Here is a 23,888-nt window from a genome sequence, read left to right as displayed (position 1 = left end):
AGGCTGGAGCCTGCCAACGAGCTGATCGAGTAAAAACACTCAACCCTTCCATCAACGTTCCCCATCAAAATCTGTCCGTGTCCGCGCGCTCCTCGGCTACTCTGACAACTCAGGTTCCCCCGAGTCCCGCCAGCCAACTGAGCAGACCAATGATCACCGCACAGGCGGCGCAGGCGAGTGAAAACCCGATGACATCGCGGGCGGTTGGCCACGTGAATTCCCAGTCGCTCTCGGGGAAAATCTTGCGGGTTGTCGGCGGATTCTCGTACGCCTGTTCCAACCTCGCACCATCAGCGGCCGGGTCCGCCAGCACAGGGGTGTTCATCTTGGCAAAATACCGATCGAGCATCCGCTGTTCATCTTTTCGCGTTAACAGACTCAATCCCCCGAGCACCAAAAACGGCAACAGCACTCGGGCGGGTAGACGCAGCGTTTCGAGCGTCGCCGCAGACACGCCACTGAGATCGAAGCCGAGTCCCGAGTACAGGACAAAGTCGAGATTCAACGATCCACTGCCGGTTTGTGTACCCACTTGTCGCTGGACGCGTCGGTGAATTTCGCCGCGTGTGGATTCAGATACCGTTTCGAGCTGCACGTCTTCAACGGCAGTGAGCGGGCCATTCCAAAAAATCGGTGCGCCCCCTGACGTGGTGACGATCGTAATCATTTCGCCCACCTCAGCATTGGGTGGCGGTGGCCCGAGCGAGTCCGCCGCCGCTTGACTTTCCCGGACCGTCTGCCAAGCCTGATGCCGGGCAACGTCCGACTCTGTCGCTTCACGGCGGAGTGTCGTCGTGACGACTTGAGTGGTCGCCGCCAGTCCCGGGGACTCGTACAGCGACGGCACCAATCGTGGCAGGGCTTGCGGCAGGACAAAGAAGAACATGAGCGAGAACACGATTGTTCCCCAGGCGGCGATGCGATTGGAACGACGCCAATACATTCCGACCCAGAACGGTGCGGCAAACAAAATGGGCAATTCCATCGCCAACTTGAACTGCGTGAAGACATCGGAAATGAGTAGGGCCACTGCCGAGGCACCCACAATGATCAGCAGTCCTGTCAGGCGACCTACCAACACGTACTTCCGCTCATTTGCACTAGGATTGATGTACGGCGCGTAAAGATTTCGGACCACCAACCCCGACGTCACAATCATATAGGTGTCGGCGGAACTCATCATCGCGGCGAGCAAACATGCTAGCATCAGCCCCACCAAACCCATATTCAACGGGCCCAGAATCTCTCGCGCGGCAACACCCCAGACGCGGTCAGGATCGGCCGCAATCTCGGGGTTACCAGCCAACAACGCCAATGCGATCAATGCCGTCAACGCCCAACCGATCGTACACAGTCGTTTCAGAAAATTGCCGACCACCAATCCGATCCGAGCTTCGTCTTCGGTCTTCGCTGAACCACCGCCGGTGGCGATGAAGTGTGGCTGCACGACGATGCCGATCAAGGCGAGAATCGATAGCGAGATAATATAGTGAACCGGAAACTCGCCACTGCTCGGTCCTGCGAACAGCTGAAAATAATCGGCGGACACACGCTCGTGCATGATCCGAAAGCCATCCATCAAGCCCTCTTCGCCGTCGCCACCGTACTTCGCCGCAATCGCCCACAGACCATTGGGTATCAAAAGAATCGACAACAGAATGATAAACAGACCTTGAATCAAATCCGTCCAATACGCCGCCGTCAGACCTCCCAGAACACCGTACAGAATCACGATCACGGCGATCGCGGGAATCAATGTGTACTTCAGCTCGTAACCAAACAATCCAACGTCCACTCCGATCAGTGGCACCGCGAACTTGGCGATCGCTGATAGCATCGTGGATAGATAGAACATGTAGAACGCAATTGCGAAGAGCGTGTAGGCGGCCCCGAGTGCCTGCGACTGGTATCGTTCCACAAACCAATCCCCGAGCGTCAAATGACGCATTCGTCGGTACCAAACCGCTGTAATCCAGTACACAGGGGTCACGAACAACCACATCATGGCTGACCACACCCCGCTCAGCCCGCTGGTCCACGTCGTCCGTCCGACTGTGACCGGTTCGTGGGCTCCGGTCCCAGCTCCAAAAGCCGCGAACGTCTGCAGGAGTTTCCCGAATCCACGCCCACCCATGAAGTAGTCTTCCTGGTTATGGACGCGGCGCATCGCCCAGATCCCAATCGCGATCATGGTCGCAAAGTAAATCGCCAAAACGGCGTAGTCGATCAGCGTCATCTGTCATCCTTCACATGGACCGGTCGTTTTCGTGGCGGGAGTCGACTAGAACTGTAGCAAAACCAACCGCTGCTATGCGAAAGTGAGAATACGAATGCGAGTTAAAGTCTGTCCCAGTCCAACCGCCCTCGGCCAGCAAGCCGCCGACGAGGGGGCCGCTAAAATCCGAGAGGCGATCCAAGAGCATGGCAATGCCACCATTCTCGTCGCGACAGGTGCGTCCCAGTTCGAAACACTCGCCGCTTTGGTGCAGGCACCCGATCTGGATTGGTCACGCGTGACGGGTTTTCACCTCGATGAATACCTCGGGCTGCCCATCACACATCCCGCATCATTCCGCAGGTATCTGCAGGAGCGGTTCGTGGACCTCGTCCCCATCGGTGAATTTCACTATGTCAATGGCGAGCACGACGCAGCGGCCGAGTGCGAACGGCTCGGTGGTCTAATCTCGGACCGCCAGATCGACGTGGCGTTCATTGGCATCGGCGAAAACGCCCATCTCGCGTTCAACGACCCACCTGCGGATTTTGAAATCAAGCAGCCCTATTTGGTCGTCGATCTCGACGAAGCCTGCCGTCGACAACAACAGGGCGAAGGTTGGTTCAACGAATTGACCGACGTGCCGCGTCAAGCCATCAGCATGTCGGTATCTCAAATCATGAAATCGAAACACATCGTGTGCAGCGTGCCTGATGCTCGCAAAGCCATGGCTGTCCGTGAGACCGTGTCCGGCCCGATCACGCCCGCAATCCCGGCCTCGATCTTGCAATCACACCCTTCAGCAACGCTGTATCTCGACCCCCCCGCAGCAAGCTTGATCGACCCACGAGAGCTATCTGAATCCCAATTGGACTCATGATTGTGAATCGAATGGAATCAAGTGAGACTCCCGCCGCTGGCTACGTTGACTTGCAAGTCAATGGTTACGGCGGCGTTGACTTTAACGGCGATGATTTATCGGCCGAATCGTTACATCTCGCATGTGAACGGTTGGCTGCTGATGGGGTGGCACAAATCCTTGCCACCATCATCACTGCAGACGTCCACTCCATGTCGAGACGGCTCCAACGGATTGCCACGCTGAGAGGTCAAGACGAACTCGCCGCCAAGATCATCGCGGGCTTTCATATCGAAGGCCCCTTTATCAACGAGCAACCTGGGTACGTGGGGGCGCATCCCCGCGATGCCGTGCGGCCCGCCGAAACGACATCCATGCAGCGACTCTTGGACGCCGCCGAGGGACTCACGCGGATCGTCACCCTCGCACCAGAACGCGACCCAGGCTTTCATGTCACACGCATGCTCGCTGAGCAAAACATCTGTGTCTCGGGTGGTCATTGCGACCCTTCCCTGGATCAACTCGATGCCGCAATCGACGCTGGGCTGGCGATGTTCACTCACCTGGGGAACGGCTGCCCGCTGTCGATGCACCGCCACGACAACATCATCCAGCGCGTCCTAAGTCGTTCCAGCAAGCTTTGGATCGGCCTGATCGCCGACGGCGTGCATGTACCCTGGCCAGCCCTGGGCAATTACATTCGCAGCGCTGGCATCGAACGCTGCTTCATCGTGACCGACGCGATTAGCGCTGCGGGATTGGGTCCCGGCCGGTACCAACTTGGGCAGCGGGAAGTGGTCGTTGACCATGACGGTGCCACCTGGGCAGCGGACCGCTCACACCTGGTCGGGTCATCAGGAACGATGCCACAGGTAGCGGTCAATCTTCAACGCCATCTCGGCCTCCCCCACGACGCAGTGATGCGCCTGACAGCGGCAACCCCGCAACGAATCTTAGCTGCCTGTTGATGTACGAACCCGACATGCCAGCGAGGCAGTCCGGCTCGTCCCTCGCTGGTGCGACAGGTTAGTGTTCGTGCATGCGGGCAGCAAAGCCAATGAGCTCAACAGGCTGTTCGAGCTCGACTGTAAAGAAGATCCGACGCCACCCGCGCAGATGGCTTATCGGATCCAGGTGGCTTAAAACTGTTCCGCGAAGACGCAGAAAAAGTCAGCTCTGGGGAGACGCGTCAGCTTTTCCCCAAGTCAGCCTTCAGTCTCGTCAGCAGCTCAATTGCTGCCCCGATTTCAGCTTTCTGCCGAGCAGGGTCTTCGGGGATCTCACGTTCAATCGTTAATGGTCCTGTGTAACCAATCTCGGCGAGCGTTTTCAGATAGGTTTCCATCCCGACGTCGCCGTCGCCCAATGGCACCTCTTGCCCCCAGGTCACGCCCGGCTGATCGCTGGCCAAAGCGTCCTTGCAGTGGATACTTCGCACGTGAGGACCAAGTTGGCGAAGGGCTTCGATTGGATCGCCGGCTCCATACAGAATCATATTGGCGGGATCGAAGTTGATCTTCAAGTTCGCGCGATCGACGGCGTCGATGAACGCCAGCAATCCAGCGGCAGTTTCTTGGCCAGTCTCAAGGTGCAGAAATTGATCATTGTCGCGACAATGATCACAGAGCTGACGCGTGACATCGACGATACTGGCGTAATCGGGGTCGGACGCATCGTGAGGCACGAATCCCAAGTGCAACGCAACGCAATCGACTCCCAGCCATTTGGCAAAATCGCTGATCTCGAGCATCTCGGCGAGCCGCGCTGCACGGGTCGCCTCGGGGACCAGCCCTACGGTGCGGACGACGGTGGGGATGTCCGCGTAGCTCTCGCCATCAAAACCACCGAAGACGGCGGTACAGCGAATGCCCTGTTCACGAAGCTGCGCGGCGAACGTTTCTGCAGCCTGCTGCGTGCGATTTCCTGCGTGCGGTGCATGCAGTTGAATTGTCGGCACGCCCAATTCGCGGATCACCGGCCAGGCGACGCCCAGCCCGGCGTCGATCGATGCAAAAACTCCTAGTGGCCAATCAGACATTCAATAGATTCCTTGGTAGGAAGGTAATTTACGTAGCGAAACTCGCTACCAGTTTCGTGATTTATTTGCCGGTTGGGCGCTAGACCCAGTTATGGTTCAACTACTTACCCTTACAGCAATGCTTGAATTTTTTGCCGCTGCCACAGGGACAGCTTGCATTACGACCGACCCGGCCGGGACGACTGAAAACGTGACTGAGCACACGCTTGGGGTTCTGGTGATACATCTTTTGCATCATCTCGTATAACTTCGGATTCTTCTGCTCGAGCAGCTCGGGAGCTTCAAAGAAATACTCACTCAAAACCGCGAAGTACTCCGCTTCGTTAGTGAAGGCATAATCATCGATATATTCATTCGAGGTCACTTCGCGGTGAAGTTCTTTGCCGACCCAACGCACCCACGGTTGGAATGTTTCGGCATCGACCCCCAGCGGCACACCATCGACGTCACCGTCAGCTTTGTCAACCAAGTGAGCGAATTCATGAATCCCCACGTTATGTTTATCCGTGGTATTTGCGAACCCTTGAATCAGCGACGGCTTGGAAAGAATCATCACGCCGCTGAGGTGGTGCGTGCCGATCATGCCGAGTGTATGCGCATCCCCGCCACCATCACTCCGGTAGCCTTCATCGAATGAATTGGGGTAGATCAGTACCTCACCCAAGCCCGCATATTCAAAGTCGGAAAACCCTAAGATCGGGATCACGGCGCTGGCAGCGACCAACGCCCGGGTCGCTTCATCGACATCCGTGCGGATCCCGGTAATGGTGACTTCGTCGAGAAATACCTTCATCAAGTTACGAAATCGATCTTGCTGATCTGGTTGGAGTCCGCGGAAGTATTCAACCTGAGATTGCAGCGTGGCTTCCCAGACTTCGGGAAACGGTGTGGCCATTACCTGTAGCCGTCGAAGCGTCTTCCGCCGCAGTAGATAAAACGCGCCCGCGGCAACTGGAACTAGAATCAGCCCCCACAGTGAAAACCAACTCAGGATACAACCGGCGATCGCGATCAAGCCCGAAATCAGGCAGGCGGTTTTGCGATTGTGGGCGTTCGCGGTGGCGTCGACTAGCATGAATCATTCACAGGAGTAGCGGTCGCCAAAATCGTCGGCAATTGAAGGAGGTGGATTGTAAACGAAGCTGCCGGCCGCGGTCCATCGGCAGGCAGTGAACACGCCGCATCACCGAGGAAAGGGAACCCACAAAAAAACAAAACCGTTCCAAGACAATCCCATGGCATCCGACCGCTCCGCCCCACAATCTCGCGCAATGTACGTTACGCAAGCGGCGAATGCACACCTTCATCCCGCTATTGAACCGCTCTCCTACTGGCTGCTCCGCTGTTCGAGCCGCGTGATCGCAGACTGAAGCATCTCCAGTACCTGAGCTTTGAACGGCTCTTCGAGTCCGTTCTGCAGGGGTGCCGATTTCACGCCAGCTTGGATGCTCTCAATCCGCTCCTTGGCGCGGCCGGGTGGATCGGCATGCTCGGAATAGTACGACAAAGTGACGGGCCAGTACCTCGGGAATCCATCTGAAAACTCCAGCGCGGCTTTCGACGAAGTATCATCAGCTGCGATACCGTCTTCGGGGGCATCGATTCTGGGCAGTCGTCTTTCGATTATCTCAAGGGTTGCTTCGGGGGCGTGCTGGGCAATTGTTTCAAAGAGCTGCTCGCTTCCTTCAGAACGCCAATAGTAATGCGAGCTGTTGACGATCGCCGCCAAGACGCTCCAGTCCTCAGGCGGCAACTCATCGGCACTGGCCCACTGGACGGCGGCGGTCAACTGAGACTCCGAAACATAGGGAGGGGCTAACTGGGAATCCCGCGCAAGGCTTGAACTCCATGCCCGCCACCGGGAAAACTCCAATCGCACGTGATCGACCAAAACGGGGTCGTTGAGGAACGATCGCCCACTCGCCTGTCGAAATTCAAGCGCGGTATCGAGTGCGTGCATTGCTCTCTTTTGAGACGTCCAGTACTCATCTTGATGGGTATTTTTCTCACTGCGAAATTGACTTGCGGACTGAATCAGATGAGCGACTATGGAATCAACGAGTGCGCGGCGTTTCCTATCTCTCACAGATTCTGCGACCCACGATCGAGATTGATCGCGATAATCAGAATCTTCGGCGCTATCAACGATTCCGTTTATCGCGTTACCCAGTAGGCGTACCAACGCCGAACGGGTGGGACGATTGGCGTTTTCAAATGTCGCGTCGATCGCAGCGAATCCGGGGGAGGGCAAGAAATTGAGAAAACGTGACGTCAAATATGCCATGTAGACTTCGGAATCGTCCTGGCCCCCACTACTGCCGAACATCGTCCTCGGAATCCGTCCCACTTGCATCCCGCCCCATTGTTGAGATCGCTCGAGTATCGCGATCGCCGCGCGCATCCTCTGCCCCGGATCGGTCGATAGAATACTGAGCGCTTTCATCGCTTCGCCAACCTGCTCGACGTCTTGCTCCCGCGCGAGAACGGCAAGCCAATACCCAGTAGACTGGCCTTGGTAGGTCAAACTCGAATCGGCTGACGTGACGCCAGCATCGATTTTAGGTTCGGTGTTCTTGGTGGACTGCGTGGATGTCGCCTGCGTTGTCGATGTTGCTGCTGTATTCGCTGAGGAAGAATCGGCATCGGTTGCCTCAGCCATGCGTTCACGCAATTCAGTGGGCAACTCGCCATGCGCGTCAACGTAGCGGGCAGCGAGTGCTTCGATGGCTCGGTTCATCCCATGGTAAACCTCTGTTTCTGTAAAACTCTCGCCGCCAAACCCGCGATTGAACATCTGATGAATCGATTCAGCTGTCATTCGATCGCGAATGTGGATCAATCGACGCAGTGCCTGTTCGTTGGGGTTCACGTTTCGCCAGTAGAAAGGAATCGCCTTTTGCCAGAGGGTGATCTCAGGATGGGCAATTTCAAACGTCTTCGTTGATGAAACACCTGCAAAACCGCCGCCACCCATTCCTCCTTCACTGCGGTTGCTCATCGAAGGCTCAGATTCAGGCTCGGCGAATTGGTCGAGACGCTGTGTGATGCGGCGGAGCAAGACGTCGGATGCCCGCTCAGCGACAAGGTCAAATAGAACGGCGACCTCCTCGCTTGGCTGGTTCGGAACCATCAATAGCAGCTTGCCTATCACATCATCCCACGTGATGCCGTCGTGACCACTGCTAACCAATTCGATGCCGAGTTCGACAGTCTTTGAGTCGGCAATAGGCTCATCACTCTTCAATATCCGCACCACGAAGGGTTCCATCAGCGGATCACCGATAACCGGGCGATCCAGCAGGTCCTGAATACTCATGGCGGTGTAGTACGGCCAAATCAAATCCTGCGCCGTCGAATGCGCCTTCTCCACCACCCGTCGCTGGAGCTGTCGCAATAGCGAACGCTTTTCGGAACCTGACACGCCCCCATCTTGATTGAGCCATTCGCCAACCACACCCGTGTCTTGCCTTGGCGAATGGCTGGAGAGTGTACTGAAGTACTGCGTGTTTAGCAGGTAGGTGATTGCCAGCAGTGAACGCGGATTGCCCTCTTCGAGTTCGTGACCGGCTGCCAGCAACGCCATTTCGACCGCGTATCTAGGGAAGATCTTGAGCAGGTAGGTCGTATACACCACGGACGGGCCGTCGTTGGGATCAATCTGCTCGGGGCTGGTGAACCCGACTGAGGTAGTACCGCCCCAACGGCGTGCCAACGCCAGAGTGGCTTCGGCTGCAGCGAGTTGTTGCTCGGGAGATTCCGCCAAGGTCTGTACCGCCTGCATCGCGCGGCACACCATCGGTAGATCGCGCTCCAAGCGGATCGCATGCATCCAATAGGCCAGATCATGCCCTTGATACACCACCATGTGCTCGGGACCCGGTGCCGATGAGGCAGACTCCGCGTTGAGTGCCTTCGCCCTAATTTCAATTGTCGACTGAGTCCCGCGACCGATCGTGACGACCTCATCACTAAGCTTCAGCGCCTTCCCGCCGCCTTCGACCGCGACCCGATAGGAGCCTTTTTTGAGCACAGTCCGATGGTCGCCTCTCGAATCGATCTGCAATCGCTCGACGACCTGATCGTCCTGGCTGACGACTAGCGTCAAGTCATCGTTTTCGGAATGCACGACGAGGATGCCCCGATCGGTTTGTACTTTCAAGACGATTGCGGCGAGGATTGCAAAGGCGAACAGGCCACCGGCCATCCACCATCGGCGACGACGGCGTGGTGGCTGTCCGACTGCCGTGAGGCTTAGTGGATGGCCCGGCAGCCTCGATGATTCCTCCTCGGTGTTGCATGCTGCAGCACGAACGATTCGTTTCAATTGATGGCCGGTCGTGCTTGGCTCCAATCGCTCGGCAATCTCCGTCGCTGCGCTCGGACGCGACGCTGGATCGCGGGCCAGCATCGCAGCAACGAGATCGGTAACCTCCTCCGGGACGTCATTGCGGACCTTATCCAGACGGGGCGCGTCGGTTTGCGTGATCGCCAGTATCTGCTTGGTCAGTCCGCCCCGAGACTCAAATGGGGAGCGGCCGGCGATCAAACGAAAAAGCGTCGCGCCGAGCGAATAAACGTCCGCTCGGGCATCGACGCAGCGGCTATCGGCGAGCTGTTCGGGCGACATGAATGCGACCGTTCCCATCAAATGCCCGACCGTCGTTAAGCGATCGTCGATCCCAATAGGGTCGTCACCGGCGAGCACCAAGCCCAGATCGAGGACCTTCACGATACCCGACCGCGTCAACATCAAGTTGGAAGGTTTGATATCGCGATGGACCAACCCAGCGGCATGAATTTCAGATAAGCCCAAGGCTGCTTGCCGCACGATCTCACATGCATCGACGACCGGCAGTGGACCGAGTCGACGGGCCACGCAACCGACATCGAGCCCGTCGAGGTATTCCATCACGAGATAGTGCCAGCCGTCTTCGTGCCCCGCGTCAGTGGCGCTGACGATGTGCGCGTGCTGCAGAGCCGCAACGACGACCATTTCCCGCTCGAACCGATCCAACCAACCGGGTTGATCGACCCGCTCACGAGGCAGCAGCTTGATCGCGCAGCGGCGACGCAGTCGCTCGTGCTCACCTAGCAACACCTTGCTCATCCCACCACCGCCGAGCGGACGGAGAATCCGGTAGGGTCCGAGCGTTTGCCGCGGCTCAACCTCGCGGTGAAACGAATCCTCGATCGGCATTGCCATACCGCCAAACCGATCGCTGGAAGACAATAAAAGTGGCGACGGGGATGGTTCGAGCAAACGAGCCATTGCGGCTTGGCAAGCCGTTTCCTGTTGCAGCTCATCGGCAGCGGGTCCGTCCAGCGACGGTACCTCGTCAGCCTGAATCGATTCGGCGACCCGGCGGCATCGCTCGCAAAGCTCGAGATGAGCCAGCACAGAATCAAATCGCTCGGCGGGCCACTCGCCATTGATCACTCGGACTAAATCCGAGTGATCTAAACATTTCAATTCGGTCCCATTGGGCGTCATAGCAATCATCGTTCATTCCGGGTGGTGGGTGGGTAAGAAAAACAATCCCACCCAGTTCAACGCAGCCATTGGACAGGCTGGCTCAGCTCAACCCTTCGAGGTCGCGTCGGAGTCGATGAAGAACACGGGCACGGGCTTTGTACACCGCCCATCGCGACACGCCCGCCTCATCGGCGACCGTATCGGGTGAGCGACCGATGACGGCGGTTTCCCAAAACATCCACCATGTGCGTTCATCGAAACTGGGCCGCAAAAACTCGATCATTCGCCGCCGCACCCATGCGGAGTCCTCATCCGCGCCCGTCGGCGGAGATTTGCCAAGTGTCCCCTCTACGGTCTTCTCGCACATCGAATCGACTGCACTTGCAGGCAGCGGCAATTGAGCCATCGCGAGCTGAGCGGCCGTGCCGCCAGCGGCGAGATCACCCGCTTCGGCGCGAATCGAACGGCGGCGGGCCAAGTCGCGGATCTTGTTGCGGCAGATCGTCCACAACCATCCCCGGAAACTCGCCTCGGCCCGGTCGCGGTCAAACTTTCCGATCGTCCGTGAGACAGCGACGAACGTTTCTTGCATCACGTCAGCAGCGTCTGCGGATTGGCACCCCGACCGACGCGCCCAACCGTAAACGATCGGCCCGTACACCTGAGTCAGCAATCGCCAACCCGCGTCCTCACCCCCCTGGACGCGCTGGAGCAGTGAGGTGGAGGTGGACGGTTCATGGGTGTTGGAGTTTGACATCATCGGTAAGTATAGCCGAGTAACGCATGGCGAGAGTCACGGTGGACGAGACTACATGCCCCCTCGCTGAACGTGATCGATCGGCATGGAGAGACTCATTGCCTAGGATATCCGAACCCGGCTGACCTCCCCGCTGCGACACACTCGCATCCCCGCCTCAGTCCACACCTGCAGCTCTCCGCGATCATCAATGCCCTCACATCGCCCTTGGACGATGTGGCCGTCGATGGTGCAGCCAATCACTTCACCGGTTAAAACGCAGCGTTCGCGAAATGACTGCAGCAACTCCCCAGGATCGGATTCGCACATGACAGCGTTTCGCATCACGGCAGGTAGGAGTTCCTCGAGCACTTCCGTTCGCGTCACCCATTTGCCGCTGGCTTCACAAACCGAGGTCGCCTGCGCGCCGTCGAGTCGAGGGCTCGATCCAACGTTGAGACCAATTCCAATCACCGACATGGGTTGTGGATAGCCGTCCGCAGCAGATGGCAGATCGATCCGCTCGATCAGCGTGCCAGCGACCTTGGTGCCCCCCATCGCAACGTCGTTGGGCCATTTCAAACCGCATCGAACAGGGCCTGCAACGTGCTCGATCGCTTCAGCAACCGCGACGCCCACGGCAATCGACAAGAGCGGGTGGCAGTCAGCGAGCACGAGCGAAAACGCAAGTCCATCACCCTGTGCCTGCCAAGCACGCCCCCGCCGCCCACGACCAGCTGTTTGCGATTCCGCAATGACAAGCCGAGGAGTTTGGGAAAGCAGCGTAGCCGTCGCGTCCGAATCACCGCGCTGCTCACCGAGCCATTCCAAGGCCACCGAATTGGTCGACGGCATCGAGACCTGATAGTCTCGCGACGCAAGCACCCCGCACGCGATCATCGCGTCCGTTACGCGGCAAATCGATTCGTCGAGCTGAGAAGGCGTTTTAGATGTCATATCGATTCATAGCATAAACGCGGCGAAGGAGAACACGGGTAGGTCGCTGCTGAAACAGACCGCGACTTTCACTCAATCAATGAGTTCCGCTGGCAAACGGTAATCATGATACTTCCCATAGGGTTGCACGTAAGCCTGAGAGATTTCGATACCATGGTCCATCGCACCTGGGCGTGGATCCGAGCAGACTTGAAGTTCAATGCGTCGTCCCCAAGTGAATGATGACGCGAATTTTGGGAACTTATGATCCTCGATCCAAAACGAATCCACCACTCTCCTATTCGCCCATCCTGTGACGGCGATCGCGACCACCCATCGCAGGGAAATGAACTACGATGGATGACGAAAAGCATTCATCCAATTTACGGATTCAAGCAGTGTCATCCAACAAAAATCGCCGACAAATGTGCTGGCAGGCAATCTATCTGCTCATCATTTTTTCGGCCTCGGTTCGTTTCGCGGGCAATATCGTTGGCGGGACGGGTATTGAAGATCTGATTGACGAGTCCAAATCGCTGGTATTGCTCGTCGATACGATCAATTCGAGCAGCGATCCGGCTGTCCAGGCATCGTTGATGAGGGGCATGCTCAGCGGACTGGAAGGTCGACGAAACATCCCACCCCCTGCAGGCTGGCCCGACCTGAGTGAACGGCTCGCTGCGAGCGATGACAGAAGCGTTCGCGAGCTGTCCGTTCAGCTTTCACAGATCTTTGGCGATCAATCGGCAATGCAAAAGTCACTGGAGACATTGTCGGATCAATCTGCAGACGCCAGTGCCAGGCGGCACGCCCTCCGTTCGCTGTTGTCTCTACGCAGTCAGGACGCATCATCCTTGCTAGAGTCCCTCCTCGATGACCCGGATTTCCAAATCGAAGCGATTCGCGGTTACGCGGTGGTTGAAAATCCAACGGCCCCTTCGGTTTTGCTTGGTCGCTACCAGCAAATGGACTCCGATCAAAAAAGAGCCGTCATCGAAACGCTGGCGACACGGCAGCGCTATGCACAGGAGCTGTTGGCCGCGATTCAGACCGAAAAAGTCTCTCGCGATGATATTCCGGTTCATGTGGCCCGTGCTCTCAAAGACATCCTTGGTAGTCGCTTCACTGCAGTCTATGGGGAGGTGAAGTCGATCGGTGCTGATCGGGAAAAGCAAATCGCAAAGTACCGAGCCATGCTCACGCCATCAGCACTCGCCAAAGCTGATGCGTCCCGTGGTCGTGCCGTTTTCGAGAGGACGTGCGGTGCGTGCCATCTGCTCTATGGTGATGGTGGCGTGGTTGGCCCGGACTTGACCGGCTCCAATCGAGCCAACTTGGATTACATTTTGCTCAACAGCGTTGACCCGAGCTACGACGTGCCCGACGGATACAAAATGGTTACCGTGCTAACGATTGATGGGCGGCTGATCAACGGCGTCGTCGCCGGAGAAGACGACACCAAATTGGTTCTGAAAACAGCTCAGCAACCGAGGGTAGTTATCACAAAAGAAGACATCGAAGAACGTAAGCTTTCTGATAAGTCGATCATGCCGGACGGCCAATTAGATCAAATGAAATCGCAAGAGGTGATCGACTTGATCAAGTACCTGCAAACGTCTCAGCAAGTGGAGCTGGCAAAATGAGAACGCCCCCTCAATTTCGATCTCAGCAGGTGCCAGCCCACCGGACGCTGGCGAACCTCTTTCGCCGAAACATTTACTGGTTGATTGCCTCGATTCCCCCATTGCTATTGCTCGCTGAATCGTCCATCGCTCAGGACTCGAAAAACCAGCTTCGTCACGAGCAACATAAAACCAGTGATGCACCGTTTCTAGAGCCAGCCGCTGCTGTTGCCAAAATGGCGATACCGGACGGATTCGACGTCTCGATTTTCGCGTCGGAGCCCGACATCGCTGAACCGATTGCGTTCTGTTTTGATGATCGAGGTCGCATGTGGATCGCCGAAAATTTTAATTACCAAACTCGCAAGCAGCACACGGACGACCAAGTCACTCGAATTCAAATTCTCGAAGACACCAATGGCGACGGCGTTTTTGACAAAAAGAAGACGTTCACAGACAAGCTAACGTTTACATCGGGTTTGGCCTGCGGATTCGGTGGCGCGTTTGTGGGTTCGCCACCCAATTTGAGTTTTATTCCGGACGCCGATGGCGACGATGTCCCCGACGGGCCACCGGAAGTGTTGCTCGATGGCTGGGGGATCAACGATCGGCATGAAACACTCAACAGCTTTAACTGGGGACCGGATGGCTGGCTGTATGGTTGCCATGGTGTGTTCACGCAATCACGAGTCGGCAAGCCGGGTGACGATGACGATCAAAGACAATTTATCGACGGCGGTATCTGGCGGTATCACCCCACGCAGCGAACGTTTGAGATCTTTGCCCGCGGACTCTCGAACCCATGGGGATTTGATTTTGACGATCACGGCCAGGGTTTCGCGACGTGTTGTGTTATTCCGCATCTGTTCCACATCGTTCAGGGTGGCGTGTATCACAAGCAAAGCCGCCCCCACGTCAATCCTTATATCTATGATGACATCAAAACGATTCGCGATCATACGCATCTCTCCGCTCACGGCGGCGCACGCTTCTACCTCGCCGACACGTTTCCCGCTCCGTACAACGACAGAAGCCATTTGTTCATGTGCAATATTCATGAACACGCTGTGTTGACAGACTACATGGTCCCGGATGGCTCGAGCTTCATCGGCAAGCATGGTGATGACTTCATGCCGACCAACGACATGGCTTGGGTTGGCTTCAGTGTTGAAATTGGCCCGGAAGGCGGCGTCTACATTCTCGATTGGCACGATACCGACGTTTGTGGGAATGCTGTGAATTTCCCTAACAGCGGCCGCGTTTATCGCATCATGCCCCAGGGCGCCAAACCGATCGCGCCCCCGAACTTGCGCGAGATGTCCGATCTCGAGTTGGTCCAGCTTCAAATGCACGACAACGATTGGTACGTCCGGCAAGCCAGAACGCAGCTGCAATTTCGCGCCTCCGCTGGAACGCTCAATGCGACAGATGTTCATCGACAATTGTTGACGCTTCTGGATACTGCTAGCACGTCGCCGAAACGGTTACGCGCGATGTGGGCGTTGCACGTCACCGCCGGTTTGGAAAAGAATCAACTGGTCTCGTTGCTCGATCACGAAGATGAATACATCCGTGGCTGGGCGGTCCAGTTCCTCGCCGAAGAAAGCACGATTAATGCCTTTCAGCCCACAGGACCAGGGCTTTTAAACACTGCACTTTCACCGGCTGAACCTGCCGGTTTAACAGCTGACGTGCTGGAAAAATTCGCTGCGATGGCCAGCGACGATTCTTCGAAAATAGTGCGTTTGTATTTGGCGTCGGCGGTGGAGCGACTGCCGTTTTCAGATCGCTGGTCGATTCTCCAAAGGCTCATTTCACATCATGAAGACATCGACGATAGCAACCTGCCGAGGATGTACTGGTTCGGCTTGGAACCGATGGTTCCCAATCATCCAGAAAAAGCTTTGAGACTGGTCGTCAACGGGCAGATCCCCAAACTCCAGGAGTTTGTCGCTCGGCGAATGGTATCAGGCAGCGTGGAAGCAAATCTCAATCAATCGGTGCAGAAGAGCACGGGCCCGAGCCCCGAATGGCAATGGACAATTCAAAAGGTGGCTCCGGGCTTTCGCGTCGACAGCGTCGGTGAGGGCGGCTTGGTTTACCACGAAGTCTTTCGCAACAAGATTGCGGTACAGATGCATCCTCTTACTCGAGAAACTCCCAGTCGTCTTATTCGCCAGCTCGTGGTGCCAGCCCGTGGCAAAACAAAACTAAATCTTCGCGTCAGCCATCATCCTCATGGAGACTGGCAGCTGAACGTTCTGGCCAACGGTCAAACACTGACCAATCAAATCGTCAGCTCAAAAACCGTTGGCAACAGCGAGTGGTTGGACGTCTCGATCGACTTAACTGCTTTTGCGGGGACAGCGATCAAGCTCGTCGTTGAAAACACGGCCAACAACTGGATGAACGAGTGGGCTTATTGGAACCGGGTCGAAGTCGTCACCGAGGATTAGTACAGCGGATGGAAGCCAAGTTTTTAACGCAGATCCGAATCAGAGACTATTTTTATAGTTGCCGAATAACTTGCGCAGGAAATGCATCACGCAGTCTTCGCGGAGTGAAAGGCGACATCCTTCGCGGCAATCTCCGCATCTTTGTCAGAGCCCCTCATGCCAGAACCTCGTGGATCACGTCGCCTTCGACGTTGGTTAGCCTTCGTTGGACACCGTTGTGTTCGAAGGTCAGTCGCTCGTGATCGAGGCCGAGCAGGTGCAGAATGGTGGCGTTGAAGTCGTACAGCGGGCGGATGTCTTGGACGGCCTTCTGGCCAAGTTCATCGGTCATGCCGTGACTAACACCTGGCTTCACTCCCGCACCCGTCAACCAGCACGTAAAGCCATCGGGATTATGATCACGTCCCTTTGCGCCTTTTTGAAAAAACGGCATCCGGCCGAACTCAGTACACCACACGACCAACGTGTCTTCGAGCAAACCACGCGACTTCATGTCCTTGATCAGTGCGGCGGTAGGCTGATCCAAAATAGCCGCGTGTTTGTCGTATTGTTCTTTCAGTTTGCTATGCCCGTCCCAGTTCAATTCCCCTCCGCTGGCGTAGGCACCATTAAAAACTTGCACGAAGCGAACGCCGCGCTCGATCATCCGCCGGGCGAGGATACAGTTACGTGCATAGGCGGCTCGGGTTGGATTCGATTCATCATCGGCACCGTAACTGCGAAGCACATGTGCCGGCTCGGTACTCAAGTCGCTGATCTCGGGAACACTGAGCTGCATTCGAGCGGCAAGTTCGTAGCTGGCAATCCGCGCAGCCAGTTTTCCGTTACCGGGATTTTGGCTCTGGTGACGATCGTTCATTCGTTGCAATAGCGAGCGGGTGGCATGGTCGGCGTCCGCACTGACGCCAGGAGCAGCGAGATGTCGAATCGGATTCTTCGAGCTCAACGGGGTGCCTTGGAAAGCGGCGGGCAGAAAACCGGGCCCCCAATTATTGGATCCATTCTGCGGTACACCGCGAGGATCGGGGATCGCTACGTATGCTGGCAGATTCGCGTTCTCACTGCCCAACGCGTAAGTCGCCCAGGATCCGAGACTGGGAAAACCGTCTAGAATATTGCCGGTCGAGAGAAAATTCTCAGCCGGTCCGTGCGTATTACTCTTGCTGGTCAAGGAGTGAATGAACGCGATGTCGTCGGTCAGTTCAGCCAAATGTGGAATCATGTCGCTGACCCATTTGCCAGTCTGTCCACGTTGGCGAAACGCGTACTGGGGGCGAGCAAGATCGCCCGCTGGCCCCTGGAACGTCACCGCTGGGCCACCGCGGAGGGGCTTGCCATCCTGTTTGATCAGTTCAGGCTTGTAGTCCCACGTCTCGAGCTGGCTGACGGCACCGGCACAGAAAATCACCAGCACATTCTTGGCTCTTGCGCGATAGTGCGGCTCGCGAGCGATAAAGGGGCGCGCCGGGTCGATCGTTGGCGACGAGGCCTGGGCTGTCCTCTGGCCGAGCAAATCGAGCAGCGCGATCGACCCCAGTGCCGAGGCGGTGCTGCTTAGAAGCCCACGCCGATTCAGCGGCGTGAATTCAGAACCTGAGAGGGTTGGGTCGTGAGTACTCATCAGCGAAGTATTTTCGATTTAGGGCAAGAACAAAAATTCGTTGCTGTTGAACAGAGCTCGGCAAAGTGATTGCAATCCGTGGTCTCGCACGACGGGCATCGCATCGGAAATCTCCTCTGCGGTCGCCGCTCGATTCAACGCAATCTGGTACGCCGAGCGAATCTGAGCGTCGAGACCGTCCGAGTTCAATTCAGTTTTCACTCGCGTTGCAAACGCTGCGGACTGCTCAAGAGTAAAACGACTGTTGAACAGGTTCAGTGCTTGGATCGGCGTGGTCGATTCAATTCGCCGCGCGGTACTCTGTCCACCATCGGGGCAATCAAACGCCCCAAACACCGCATCCCGCTCACGACGGACTTTGTGAGCGTAAATCATCCGTCTCAATCCGTCGCCGCTAAACGATTCGACAGGCGTGAACCCCGATAAACCGCCTCGTTGATTGAACAGATTGAATCCGCGTCCGCCCATCTTGAAATTCAATCGTCCGCTGGCCAGTAACATCGCGTCACGAATCGTCTCGGCATCCAAGCGGCGCGTCGGAAAACGCCAAAGCAAACGCCCGTCAGCATCGGTAGCGAAGGCGTCTTGGTCGAACTGACTCGATTGCCGATACGTGGCCGACAGCACAATCATCCTATGCATGTGCTTGACTGACCACCCTGAATCCATGAACTGCTGTGCCATCCAATCAAGCAATTCCGGGTGAGTAGGTTTCGTTCCCATGCGACCAAAGTCGCTAGCGGTTTCGACGATCCCCATCCCGAAATGACCTTGCCAAATTCGGTTCACCATCACGCGCGCCGTCAACGGGTTTTCCGGATCGGTAATCCAATCCGCGAGTACCTTTCGTCGCTGCTGTTCGGGCGCGTCCGCCGCTAGTGAAATCGAACTAAACGAGGTGAGCACGGCGGGCGGGACCAATTCCGCGGGCTGCTCGGGATCACCACGGAGAAGGAGATGAATCTCGTCGGGTGTGCGGAATTTTCCCGCAAACCCAAGAGGGATCTCCGTCAGTCGCGTAATTTGCTCTTCCACCTGTTTCCGGCGGCCCTGCAGCTCCGTCGCTCGCAGGGCATCATCCGCGGCGAGGTCGTCGATCGAAAATTCCGCCGAGGCTTTCGCGTCACCGGATTCCAACGCGGCTCGGTCGGACGAATCGGCCACTTGCGTCCATTGAACGCTCGAGGCAGGCACCTTGGGATCGGCGACTTCAATTGTGTACTCGATCGCCAGACGGTCAGAGTACTTGCCTTCACGATCACGGCCCCACACCACTCGCTCGATTTCAGCAACTGCAGGGAATTCAACCTCAACCCAGCCTTGGCCAGCTTGGTTGGACATCCAACTTCGTGAGTTCCCATACTGTCCGTCGTGGAGAAATCGCAATTCGTGGCGATTTGCTTCGGTTCTATCACCCGACGACGTGACGAGCGCACCACTGCTGGCGAGCGCGACGTTCCTCCCATCGGTGTCAAAAATTTCCAATTCGTCGAGACATGGCTCGAGCTTGTTGGTCGCATTGATCGTGAATCGCACACGGTCGGTGCGGACGGGTGAAAAACGGTCAGTATTGAGGCGAGCATTGATCGCAGGACGCGTGATGTTGGAACCTGCAAGCGGCGTGAATCGGGCAAGCTGGCTGTGGAGGTCGGTCAATTCCAATTTCAGCTTCGCTACCTCGCGACGACGCGACTTGGCGTCGGTAGGGTCGAGTTCTCGATCGGCGTACTCCACTCCAGACACAAACGCCTGCATCGCGTAGTAATCACGTTGCGAGATGGGATCAAATTTATGATCGTGGCAGCGTGCGCACTCGACGCTCAAACCAAGAAACGTTTGACTGATGTTGACGACAATCTCGTCAATCGAATCCTGTCGAGCCAGTCGCTTCGAAGGCTCGTCTTTGCCAATCTGCCCCGGCAAGAGCACCGACGCTGTGATCAGAAATCCGGTCGCCGCATTCTGACCTACCGCGTCACCGACAATCTGCTCGCGAATAAAGCGATCGTAAGGCGTGTCGTGGTTGAAAGCATCAATGACATAATCGCGATATACCCATGCATGAGGGCGTTCTGTATTGACTTCGAATCCGTGAGTGTCAGCGTATCGCACGACGTCCAACCAATGCTGCGCCCAGCGTTCCCCATAACGAGGTGATTGCAACAATCGGTCCACGGCGGCTTCGTAGGCGGCGTCATCGTTTTCAACGGCTAGCAAGAAAGACTTCACTTCAGCGGGCGTCGGCGGCAACCCGGTCAAGTCGATCGTCACGCGTCGCAGCCAAACCCGGGGATCGGCAGGTGGTGCGGCACGTAGCCCTTTCTCTTCCAAGCGGCCGAGCACAAAACGATCCAGATCACTACGTGGCCATGCGGTGTCGTTCACGGCCGGTGCGACTGCATCAGCGAGGGGCTTGAACGACCAGTGATCAAGCCGGTCTTCGAGCTCGAAGAGATCAACGCCATCAGGCCAAACGGCGTTCTGTTCAACCCATCGGGTCAACGTTGCGATCTCTGCAGGGGAGAGCGAATCGCCATCGGGCGGCATCCGCGAATCTTCGTCATCGCTCGTGACAAGCTCGATCAGCGGGCTCTCATCGACGTTGCCCGGCACCACAATCGCTCCATAGCCATCGCCACCTTGGAACGCTTCGGATTTGATATCCAACCGCAGACCGCTCTTTTGCTTCGCCTCACCATGGCAAGCGTAGCAATGCTTTTCAAAAATGGGCCGCACGTCGCGGACGAAATCGACCTGGTCGGATGCTGCTTGACTTTGCAGAATACCTATCAACACGAAAGAGGTAAGAGTTCCTGTTATGAAATTGGTCAGCAGCATTTGCGCGCGACACAGAACGTATCGTTATGGAGGCGGGGTTTTGTCAGGGGGGCTTTCCATCGTACCCTAAAAACCCACGCCATGTTCACAATGCTCGCCACCACCGATGCCAGGTATCAGATGTCCGATAGGGTAAGCGGAGTCCAAGTAGAAAATCCTCACCGCACTCTAGGCTCGAGGGTTCCTACGTGACTTGCTTCTCCGTCTACGAGGAACCGATTTTCGGTTGCTAGTCTGCCGCTCCAGAAGCTGCTCTTTTGATTTATTGCAGCCGGGACATCGTCTTGATCGTGTATCAGCCTGTACCAATCCAATCGGTTTCGATCGGGTTTGAATGCTGTCCTCAAAGCAAAGTCGCTAGAATATAGGGGATCCATTCATCGATCTCGTGCCGGAAGAAATTTTGAAAACCCACATCCTTCTCGTCGAAGATGATCAGCCACTCGCGGAAATGGTACGAGAGTTTTTGGTGGAGCAGGGCTTTGATGTGACGATCGAATCCGATGGGGTCCGCGCAATTGACCGTATTGCGCGTCGAGCCTACGACGCTGTCGTTCTGGACATTGGACTGCCGGGAACCGATGGATTCAATGTGTGCCGATCCGTACGGCCAAAGTACTCAGGTCCGATCATTGTGCTGACGGCACGCGGAGAAGAAATCGACGAAGTGATCGCATTGGAGGTGGGCGCTGACGATTTCATGGCGAAACCCGTTCGTCCGCGTGCGCTGTTGGCGCGGTTGAAAGTTCATCTACGCCGTGGCGACTTGGCACCGCCCGCTAGCATGACCGCAGTCATCGTTGGCGATGTGCGGATCGAAGCATCCAGTCGCACGGTATCCGTCGCTGGCGAGCGTGTCGATCTCACGACCGCAGAGTTCGAACTGCTCCTATACCTTGCCCAGCGTGCTGGATCGGTGGTCCAACGCAAAGATATCTATATCGATCTGTTGCAACTCCCCTACGATGGCCTGGACCGTTCGATCGATCTGCGTGTCTCACGGTTGAGGCGGAAACTCAACGATGATCCCAACCAACCCACACGTATCAAATCGATTCGTGGAGTAGGCTACCTGATGGCGAAGACAGCATGACGCGATTGTTCCTGCGATTCTATCTTGGTGTCATTCTCATTCTGTTCGTCGCCTGGTGCATTCAAGCGTATGTTTTTCGAGCGACGACGGAATCCGACAATATTAAAGTGATTGAAGTCGCACTGGGTGGCGGAACGTTATCTGCCCGTGATGACCTACTGCGCGGAGGTCGCGAAAATTTTGATCGGACGCTGCGGGACATTCAAACTCGGTTTGCGTACCCCGTCAACATTGTTGAGCGATCTGCCCGGCCAATGTCGCCTCGGATGAAAGCCCGCATTGACGCCGGAGAATCGGTGCTGCACCGCAGCAGTATGATTGCCGCGATCACGGGAACGAATTTGTTGGTCGAACTGGGGCCGCTGCCGCAGTTCGCTGGCCCCTCTCGCAATGATGTCCTGTTAGGTTTAGGTAGCGTCTTGCTGCTCGCCGCCGGAGCGATCGCGTTCCTACTCAGACCGATTGCACGACAACTGCGGAACGTCGAGAGCGCGGCGTTGGCGATTGCCGGAGGTGACTTGTCCGCGCGCATCTCGCAAGGCAAACGAAGACGCGAGCTGCCCATTGTCGGTGCGTTCAATACGATGGCCGATCGTGTCGAATCGCTGCTCCGCTCGCAGAAGGAATTATTGCAAGCGGTCTCACATGAACTTCGCACGCCCTTGGCGAGAATCAAATTTGCGACAGAACTGGTCCGTTCGGCTGATGATGATCTGAAACGAGAACAGCGGATTGACTCCATTGACGACGCCACGGACAAATTGGATGTGTTGGTAGGCGAACTGCTGGACTACACGCGATACGATGCACAGACAGAGAATAGTCGACGCGAGATCGTCGCACTCGAAGACGTCATTGGTGAAGCGATTGAACTTCACTCGCCGCTGCACCCGCATATTCAATTTCGCGCCATCAACTGCTCCGGTTCACTCCAAACCTATGCATATCGAGCGGGACTGTTGCGAGCTGTTGGCAACTTAGTTAGCAATGCGGGCAAGTACGCGGCTTCGCAAGTCCAAGTGAGCACCAGCCAGGATGAGCAGCAGTGGTGTATTCACGTCGAAGATGACGGCGACGGGATCTCGGAGGCCGACCGCGAAGCTGTCTTTGAACCGTTCAAGCGGCTCGCCGCAGGTTCGCAACCAGGTACGGGCCTGGGACTCGCACTGGTCCGCCGTATATCCCAACGGCTCGGTGGTGATGTCGGTGTCGCCGACAGCTCTCTCGGAGGAGCCCGATTCACCCTCACCATTCCCCAAGCAACCCCACGCTGAAAACTCATGCCCCAGTGCTACGACCGCCGCTACTTCGCGTTCTTCGGCTTTTGGTTCTTCTGCGTGTTCTTGTTTTTCCTTGGAATGGATGGGTATCAGCGATACGCAGTCCTGGCAACGCCAGCCGTGTTTGCGACACTCGTTCTGCTCATCTTCATTCCCCGCGACGTCGAGAAGGTGCCCGAGGCCTACCGCCTTGCATCACGCCGTGACATTTTCAAAGCGTTGTTGGGCAGAATCTAAAAACGAAATTGATCCTATGAAAAGCGACGCCCACACCGTTGACGACTATCTGAGCGAGCTCGATCCGGAGCGGAAACGCATCCTGATAGCCGTGCGTCAATTCATCCTAAACAATTTACAACCGGGCTTTGCGGAGGGGATGCAATACGGCATGATCGGCTATTACGTTCCGCATAGTCGGTATCCAGCCGGATACCACTGCAAACCGTCCGAGCCGCTCCCATTCCTGTCACTGGCATCGCAAAAAAACTATTGCTCCTTGTATGCCATGTCGCTCTACAGTGACGCTGATCAATTGAAGGCCTTTCAAGAACGCTGGAAGCAATCCGGTAAGAAGCTCAACATGGGGAAATCATGCATTCGGTTCAAGCAGACCGACGATCTCGCACTCGACCTGATCGCCGAGCATCTTCGCGCGATCAGCGTCGAAGACTGGATCGCGACATACGAGCGTCTTGCCAAAAGGTGATTCCAGATCCCGCCG

The 23,888-nt window shown here is 56.4% G+C and carries 16 protein-coding genes; 8 read left to right on the top strand and 8 right to left on the bottom strand.

Annotated elements, in window-relative coordinates; all coding sequences use genetic code 11:
* Positions 1 to 109: 109 nt before the first annotated feature.
* Entirely contained in the window at positions 110 to 2,236 is a 2,127-nt protein-coding gene (locus Poly21_RS15275) for a sodium:solute symporter family protein (protein ID WP_146407811.1), read from the bottom strand.
* A 94-nt stretch (positions 2,237 to 2,330) separates the two neighbouring features.
* Here Poly21_RS15275 and Poly21_RS15270 point away from each other — a divergent pair, with 94 nt between their 5' ends.
* On the top strand, positions 2,331 to 3,095 hold the full coding sequence (locus Poly21_RS15270) for a glucosamine-6-phosphate deaminase (protein WP_146407810.1): 765 nt from the start codon (positions 2,331 to 2,333) through the stop codon (positions 3,093 to 3,095).
* Between the two features lie 11 nt (positions 3,096 to 3,106).
* A complete protein-coding gene (locus tag Poly21_RS15265) occupies positions 3,107 to 4,042 on the top strand; it encodes an N-acetylglucosamine-6-phosphate deacetylase (protein ID WP_436967513.1) in 936 nt (311 codons plus the stop codon).
* Positions 4,043 to 4,263: 221 nt separating this feature from the next.
* Here Poly21_RS15265 and Poly21_RS15260 read toward each other — a convergent pair whose 3' ends face one another.
* The 5 genes from Poly21_RS15260 to Poly21_RS15240 all read right to left on the bottom strand — a co-directional run bounded on the left by Poly21_RS15260 (position 4,264) and on the right by Poly21_RS15240 (position 12,278).
* Positions 4,264 to 5,112 carry a sugar phosphate isomerase/epimerase family protein gene (locus Poly21_RS15260; protein ID WP_146407809.1) on the bottom strand — a complete coding sequence of 283 codons (849 nt, stop codon included), beginning with the start codon at positions 5,110 to 5,112 and terminating at the stop codon, positions 4,264 to 4,266.
* 100 nt (positions 5,113 to 5,212) lie between these two features.
* Positions 5,213 to 6,187 (bottom strand): M90 family metallopeptidase, encoded by a 975-nt coding sequence (locus Poly21_RS15255; protein ID WP_146407808.1) that lies wholly within the window; start codon positions 6,185 to 6,187, stop codon positions 5,213 to 5,215.
* A 252-nt stretch (positions 6,188 to 6,439) separates the two neighbouring features.
* Positions 6,440 to 10,612, bottom strand: coding sequence for a serine/threonine protein kinase (locus tag Poly21_RS15250; RefSeq protein WP_146407807.1), 4,173 nt, complete (start codon positions 10,610 to 10,612; stop codon positions 6,440 to 6,442).
* 73 nt (positions 10,613 to 10,685) lie between these two features.
* Complete coding sequence (locus Poly21_RS15245) at positions 10,686 to 11,345, bottom strand: RNA polymerase sigma factor (protein ID WP_302119039.1); 660 nt, start codon at positions 11,343 to 11,345, stop codon at positions 10,686 to 10,688.
* Positions 11,346 to 11,444: 99 nt separating this feature from the next.
* A complete protein-coding gene (locus tag Poly21_RS15240; RefSeq protein ID WP_146407806.1) occupies positions 11,445 to 12,278 on the bottom strand; it encodes a biotin--[acetyl-CoA-carboxylase] ligase in 834 nt (277 codons plus the stop codon).
* 377 nt (positions 12,279 to 12,655) lie between these two features.
* On the opposite strand from Poly21_RS15240, the gene Poly21_RS15235 reads away from it, so the two are divergent.
* Both Poly21_RS15235 and Poly21_RS15230 read left to right on the top strand, forming a co-directional pair.
* The gene (locus tag Poly21_RS15235) at positions 12,656 to 13,900 is read left to right on the top strand and encodes a c-type cytochrome (protein WP_302119036.1); all 1,245 of its coding nucleotides are present in this window, start codon (positions 12,656 to 12,658) and stop codon (positions 13,898 to 13,900) included.
* Entirely contained in the window at positions 13,897 to 16,335 is a 2,439-nt protein-coding gene (locus tag Poly21_RS15230) for a PVC-type heme-binding CxxCH protein (RefSeq protein WP_146407804.1), read from the top strand. The genes Poly21_RS15235 and Poly21_RS15230 overlap by 4 nt, the downstream gene beginning before the upstream one ends.
* 154 nt (positions 16,336 to 16,489) lie before the next feature.
* Here the strand turns inward: Poly21_RS15230 and Poly21_RS15225 are convergent, their stop codons facing one another.
* Together Poly21_RS15225 and Poly21_RS15220 are read right to left on the bottom strand one after the other, a co-directional pair.
* A complete protein-coding gene (locus Poly21_RS15225; protein WP_146407803.1) occupies positions 16,490 to 17,956 on the bottom strand; it encodes a DUF1501 domain-containing protein in 1,467 nt (488 codons plus the stop codon).
* An 18-nt stretch (positions 17,957 to 17,974) separates the two neighbouring features.
* On the bottom strand, positions 17,975 to 20,752 hold the full coding sequence (locus tag Poly21_RS15220) for a PSD1 and planctomycete cytochrome C domain-containing protein (protein ID WP_146407802.1): 2,778 nt from the start codon (positions 20,750 to 20,752) through the stop codon (positions 17,975 to 17,977).
* Positions 20,753 to 21,197: 445 nt separating this feature from the next.
* Between Poly21_RS15220 and Poly21_RS15215 the strand changes: the two genes are divergently transcribed.
* Genes Poly21_RS15215 through Poly21_RS15200 form a run of 4 tightly spaced genes read left to right on the top strand, consistent with a single transcriptional unit; the run spans position 21,198 to position 23,873 of the window.
* Positions 21,198 to 21,887: a response regulator gene (locus Poly21_RS15215; protein ID WP_302119034.1), complete on the top strand. Its 690-nt coding sequence runs from the start codon at positions 21,198 to 21,200 to the stop codon at positions 21,885 to 21,887.
* Positions 21,884 to 23,161, top strand: a complete 1,278-nt coding sequence (locus Poly21_RS15210) for a HAMP domain-containing sensor histidine kinase (protein ID WP_146407801.1) — start codon at positions 21,884 to 21,886, stop codon at positions 23,159 to 23,161. Before Poly21_RS15215 ends, Poly21_RS15210 begins: the two co-directional genes overlap by 4 nt.
* A gap of 6 nt (positions 23,162 to 23,167) precedes the next feature.
* Positions 23,168 to 23,404 (top strand): hypothetical protein, encoded by a 237-nt coding sequence (locus tag Poly21_RS15205; RefSeq protein WP_146407800.1) that lies wholly within the window; start codon positions 23,168 to 23,170, stop codon positions 23,402 to 23,404.
* 16 nt (positions 23,405 to 23,420) lie between these two features.
* The gene (locus Poly21_RS15200) at positions 23,421 to 23,873 is read left to right on the top strand and encodes a DUF1801 domain-containing protein (RefSeq protein WP_146407799.1); all 453 of its coding nucleotides are present in this window, start codon (positions 23,421 to 23,423) and stop codon (positions 23,871 to 23,873) included.
* The last annotated feature ends 15 nt before the right edge of the window (positions 23,874 to 23,888 follow it).

Source organism: Allorhodopirellula heiligendammensis, from assembly GCF_007860105.1.
GTDB lineage: Bacteria > Planctomycetota > Planctomycetia > Pirellulales > Pirellulaceae > Rhodopirellula > Rhodopirellula heiligendammensis.
The sequence above is the reverse complement of the archived record's forward strand: the minus strand, read 5'-3'. Positions and strand labels throughout refer to the sequence as shown.